The 5,602-nt window shown below is 46.5% G+C and carries 4 protein-coding genes; 3 read left to right on the plus strand and 1 reads right to left on the minus strand.

The window, feature by feature from the left end:
• Positions 1-344 precede the first annotated feature (344 nt).
• Both C444_RS08845 and C444_RS23110 read left to right on the plus strand, forming a co-directional pair.
• A complete protein-coding gene (locus C444_RS08845; RefSeq protein WP_004592368.1) occupies positions 345-2,207 on the plus strand; it encodes a hypothetical protein in 1,863 nt (620 codons plus the stop codon).
• Positions 2,185-2,391 (plus strand): acyl-CoA dehydrogenase family protein, encoded by a 207-nt coding sequence (locus C444_RS23110; RefSeq protein WP_394324809.1) that lies wholly within the window; start codon positions 2,185-2,187, stop codon positions 2,389-2,391. Before C444_RS08845 ends, C444_RS23110 begins: the two co-directional genes overlap by 23 nt.
• Positions 2,392-2,998: 607 nt before the next feature.
• Here the strand turns inward: C444_RS23110 and C444_RS08850 are convergent.
• Positions 2,999-4,156: a hypothetical protein gene (locus C444_RS08850; RefSeq protein WP_004592369.1), complete on the minus strand. Its 1,158-nt coding sequence runs from the start codon at positions 4,154-4,156 to the stop codon at positions 2,999-3,001.
• Between the two features lie 391 nt (positions 4,157-4,547).
• Here C444_RS08850 and C444_RS08855 point away from each other — a divergent pair, with 391 nt between their 5' ends.
• Positions 4,548-5,429 (plus strand): HFX_2341 family transcriptional regulator domain-containing protein, encoded by an 882-nt coding sequence (locus C444_RS08855; RefSeq protein WP_004592370.1) that lies wholly within the window; start codon positions 4,548-4,550, stop codon positions 5,427-5,429.
• The last annotated feature ends 173 nt before the right edge of the window (positions 5,430-5,602 follow it).

Below are 5,602 nucleotides of genomic sequence, written 5' to 3' on the forward strand. Positions count from 1 at the left end.
TCGTCGTTTTGGTGTGGTGTATGGGCGAAATTCGACCGAAAATCACGGTCTAACAGTATTACTGTGAGTATTAGCTAAAGACGAATGCCTGTTCCACAATATCGACCTTTACTACCAGAAATATATCATCGCTCACTCTCTTGATTCCTTTAAGCGAAGTTATTAGATAGCGGTGGATTTCGTGGCTCACTTGTCTACTAGTAGTTTCTGATGTGGAACGCCCACGAAGTCGTGTGCCCGCCGTCAGTTTGGACCCGCTCCTTCCAAATTAACTAGTAGTTCGAACGGCCTCATTTAAGACTCTTCACAAAACATCTTAAGATTCATCGACGCTTAGTTTGGGTATGAACCATCCGGAGGAACAGCAGAAGTCTGCTATTGGCAGTATTCTAGGTTCTGCTGAGGTTGTCGATCTGGCAAGTAATGTCGACGAACTTGAGGAATGGCTACGAACTGAGTTTGCGACCGAGAGGTCTGATGAATTGCTTGACGGCTACAAGTTCTTCATAGAAACAGCTATCCGAGGCTTTCTTCATCGAGTTATCTACAGCAATTTTCCTTTGATACCGGAGGACTTCGTGTTCTTCAGAGCTCGTTTTGAAGGGATTGAACTATCTTCCTTTCCTAATACCTGTGAGAAAACAGCGTTCATTAAAAACATCAACGAATACCGGCGAAGCCTCCGGAAAGCAAGTTCATGGAAAGAAGCTCAGACCGTACTTGATGATTTCAGACAAGAGGTAATACAGCCGTTCAAAGAGTTATTCCAAGAGCATACTGTCTCTAGTTCTGACTACGAGATAGAGAAAGCGGAGCTCCTACGCCTGAAGACGATCTTTCATGTCTTTACCCAATTTAATGATGTCGGGGACGGTTATCCCAACAGCTATTTCATCACGATACTAGATACAGACCTTCGAGAAGAGCGGCTGGAATCAGCTTTAGAGGGCTACAGTCGGACATTGCAGTTCGTCTGGTCTCAACTTGTCGAAGACGGAGTTTTCCAAGAGACCTGTCTCAGTGGACTACACAGGTCTGAGACTTGGGCCTATTCGATTGATATCTTTGATGATGCAGGTGGAATACCTGATGAAAGGGCTGACTTGGATCGTTTCTTTGGAGAGGTGAAAGAGGACGTGGTCCAGCCGCTTGAGGCCGAAAAAACAGTCGAAATAATGGAGAATGTCCTGTTCCTGGACGAAGAGGTAGAAGAAGACTTCTTCACAGACTTAATTTCTCGAACGCAGGAAACCAGATTGGATACTCAAGAGGAGTTAGACTTTCAGCTGCTTTGGTATCAGGTGGAATTCCTTCGGTCTACGAAGATTTTCAACGGCGTTCCTGCATTCATTTCTCTGATGGGTGGGACCGTGAACCAGAAGAAGAGATTTGCTGACGGAGAGAAGGCTTACGTCTGTAAGTTCACTCACCCGGTTGAGCCTGGTAACGACTACACCTACGGCGTTTTAGTTGAGGCCCCCGGGAGCACAGGGTTGGCAGATTACTCTGGATGGGTAATGTTCTACGATTGCTGTGGGGATTACTCCGGCTTCTCGGGTTCAGAGCATATGCAGGCCGAGAAACTTATCGAGAATCATCTTGAGAAGGATGAAATCATGCTTCGGGAGATGGAACTTGAAAAAGACGAGTTCAAGGAACTGGTTTCGGATAAAACGGTTGGTGAGAGAGGATCAAAGCTGTCTGAAGAGCTAGATCAGGAGTCAGAGACGAACCGTCGTCAAACGAAACTGGGGAAGGCAAGAGGTCTGCTTGTAGAGCTGATTTCCTACTACTATCTGACTCGGAAAGACCACAGTTCTGATAATGTCGACTGGAATATCTCGCTTGACGCAGGTGAGCTGGACGTGGAAGTTGAGACACCGGATGAAATTCGATTTATTGAATGCAAGTATGATCCTTCAAATCAGGATTGGGAGTACGAGTTCAGCAAGTTAGAGGACAAGATTAGGGAGCCAGAGTCGGAAAAGCAGAAGGATGGAGAATTCTGGTTCTGGACATCTCCTCCTCAAGAAACAGTTAGACGTTTGAATCAAAAAGGATTTAGATACAGGGTGGTTTCCGAGGTTGTTAGAGACGCACCCGAGTTCAGGGACAAGGACTTGGAGCATCTAATGTTCGTTATGGAGAAGATCGAGCAGGGCGAACCAACGGCTCCAGATGAAGATGTACCTCCCTGGGATATGTGAAAATGTCAATACTACACTCCAGACTCACGGAGCAAATGGTATCACCACAGACTACCTCGTTGAGAAACTGGTCCGCGATGCGCCTGTCATGCCCCTCGAGGACCGGGCGGTGGCAGTCCTCGGCCAGGCGCTGAGTAGATGCTCTATATTCAGCACCCCCTCCTTACAGTCTCTGGGTAGTTGACCGCTTGATGTAATATGGCGTGTATCTGGATGCCTGTCTCGCACGCGAACTACTTTTAAAAAATATCCGTCACAGCTGAACCAGTACCACATTCGTGCCCTTCCTATTTGCACGCCTTTTCGCCGGTACCCAAACAAATCTAGTTCCAAGATCAATAATTGATCCTATGGCTACCGCCGATGTCCGATCGAGCAACTTGACAGAAACTGAGCATTCCACGAAACGCGTATTCATGCGTGCGGAACAGGACGACACAATTCGCATCAAAAACATATTATCGGAACAAACTAAACAGGATATTCCAAGTGTTTTCACTGTAGTTAAGCGAGATTTGACATACTTCGGGCCGAAACTGCGTCTCGAACCCCATTCTGACAACGATCAATATCGGATGACTGTTCCCGGTCCCAAGTCCGAAGCCGTTCTTTGGAGCCAATCTGATTTTGAATGGGTAGCTATTGCCAGAGTCAGTGTAGATTTTGCTGATTCATATCCTCAGTACGACATCTGTTTACACTGTAATGAGCCTCTATCAACAGTAGAACACAGACGACGCTCCGTTCTTGGTGTCTGCTCAGATCAGTAACCTCCCGATTCTACTCGATAACTACTCTCCTTTGATTTCTTCAACTAAGTTTCGAACTCGTTCGATATCCGACTCCTGAGTGAAGTTCCCCGTAAGTAGATCGACGAAAATCTCGTCGGGGTCAACACCACCCTCTGAATCAAGATATAGACTGATGAGTTCGGTGTTGATTATCTTCTCGAACCGATACTGCTCGTCAGGGTCGGCCGAGATTCTTCCTTTGACCCGGTCGACATCAATTTCAGCCTCATCTGGGAGGAAGGACTGAAGATTACTGACGGGAACATCAACGACGGAGACGGTCTCACCATCGAATAATCGGAGTTTGACTTCGCCACCGCCCATTTCCTCGAACACTTCTTCCGGCCAATTTGGCGAGATGTGATTGTCACCGACGATATCTATCCCGATCGTGTACGCATACATCGAGTCTGCGGTCCGTCGACCATCCGATACTGGCCGACTATCGTTCGCATTAACCGCATAAGTCAGGCTGTCCTCTCGAATATTGTACTCCGTGAGCGTCTGCAGCATTGGATTCATTACATTATCCAGCTGCGATTTCGCCATGGGAGACCGCCTGCTAAAGTCGATACAGTACGCGCGCAGACCATGATCCATATAGAGGTCGATTAATGCCTTCGTGCAATCCTCACTAATCGGAGGGAGGACACCCATCACTGGCTTCTGTATCTTGAGTTCGTCCACAGCTTCGAGATAGTTCTCCGTATTCTCGATGATCGAGGCGACTTCCGGTTCTGTTCTCCCGTCACCATTGTCTGCCCCATCAACGAGAGGTTTCATTAGCGGGACCGTCAGAAGGTCGCCATAGTTCGTCTGTAGCTTAGCAATTTCTCTTGCATTCTCCTTGGTTAGGGTTGCTGTATCACGGTAGCCGATGAACGGGATAACAACCTCATCGTCCTCCGCACTCTTTGCTTGGCTTTTGAGTCCGTCTGCCAGACCGGTCCAGCCATCACGTGAGTTACGAAGGGCCACAGCGTTTGCCCTCTTGTAAATCTCGACGACTCCGCGTGCAAGGGGAGAAACGTCTTCCGAGCCTCTTAGTTTGCCCACTTGAAGAGCCTTTGCTGGTGTGTCGAATTCCTTCTCTTGGATCTTGACGTTCTTGTGTGTGGACAGCGAGTCTGGGTCGATCTCAGTCGTTTGAATCTGCATGGATAGTTTGGATCAATGTTTCAGTATTGGTGGATGATCGACATCGATCATCTACTTTCACCCAGATAGCAGGAAATAAGTCACCACCACCCTCCAAAGTAGATGGAGTCTGTGGACATTTCCTGACTATTGAGTTCAAATGTCCCGCTGGACCCGGGACATCTTCGATTCGTGTTAACGATTGCATTAGTCCGACCTTTCCTTCTTGCGAGCATAATAGATGGTGTATAACAAAAAGGATTTCTAGGGGCTCTAGCTGGTCGATTTAGCAAATATGGGATTTGGAATCACCATGTTTGGTTACCTCCCCTTGATTAACAACTAATTTTGTTAGCACCCGCATTGTTCACAAAAGAATTAGTTAGCTTGAGATAGTTTGCTTATCCAATCAATGGGTCGGGAGATACACTATATTCCTGTCGGGTTTGATCTGGAACGTCTTGTTCAACCTTTATCTCTGGATGACTTCGATGCTGACAAAGTTATATTATTTAGGTCAGAAAAGACGCCAGAAACTGAGAGTGAAGCCGAACTCGCCGAGGATATCGTACAAGATTTGTCTGGTTCTATTGAGTCTCTTTTGAGTATAGATGTAGAAGTCGAAGAAATATCTGATATCTACGATTACGTTGAAATTTATGAATACGCGTACCAGAAGATGGCTGATGATCTCGATAAAGGGAATCAGATCTATGTGAATATTTCATCAATGCCTAGAACCGTTGCTTTCGCTTTCGCCACTGCGGCAGATACACTTATTCTGGAAAACCCGAACGTTCGAGACGATTTATACACATATTATGTTTCTCCAGAAAAGTACCTCATTACGGAAGTTCGGCAAGAGCTGGAAGATTCCGTTGAATTTCTCCGGAACTTGGATATCTCAAAAGAGCATGAGGACAAAGTTACTGAGCGTATCGGGAGTATGGCCGATACATTACAAAAGCTCCAAAAAGGGACGACTGCCGGGGCTAAAGAGCTTAAAAACGGGAAACATCACGTCAAATTTGTGGCCCCTCCGATTGTGGACCTGAACGAACGAGAAAAGGACCTGCTCAAAATCCTCTATGAACAGGGCAAAGTCGAGTCAATATCAGAGTTAGATCGGCAATATGCACAATCTACTGATAGAGATTCATCAAATAGTTCAACTCAGTATAGTGTGGATCAATTGGAAGAGAAGGGATTAATCAACCGCTCCAAAGGGAAAGGTGCCAGCCATGAAATAAGTCTCTCTCGAATTGGAATTATGTGGGCAGGAACGCGCCGATAACAGACTCAAACTCTCTATAGCACTTCAACTTCCGATTTACTTCTTGAGTCTGTACTGCTCAGACTTGAGCTTATTCTCCTACGCTCTTGTGAAGCACGTTGTTGATTTTCAGAGGGCAGCATCAAGAGCATGTTTGAGCGCTTCGTCACCTGGTTTTCTGTAGAGTTCGCAGC

The sequence above is a fragment of the Haloarcula japonica DSM 6131 genome (genome assembly GCF_000336635.1).
GTDB classification, from domain to species: Archaea; Halobacteriota; Halobacteria; order Halobacteriales; family Haloarculaceae; genus Haloarcula; species Haloarcula japonica.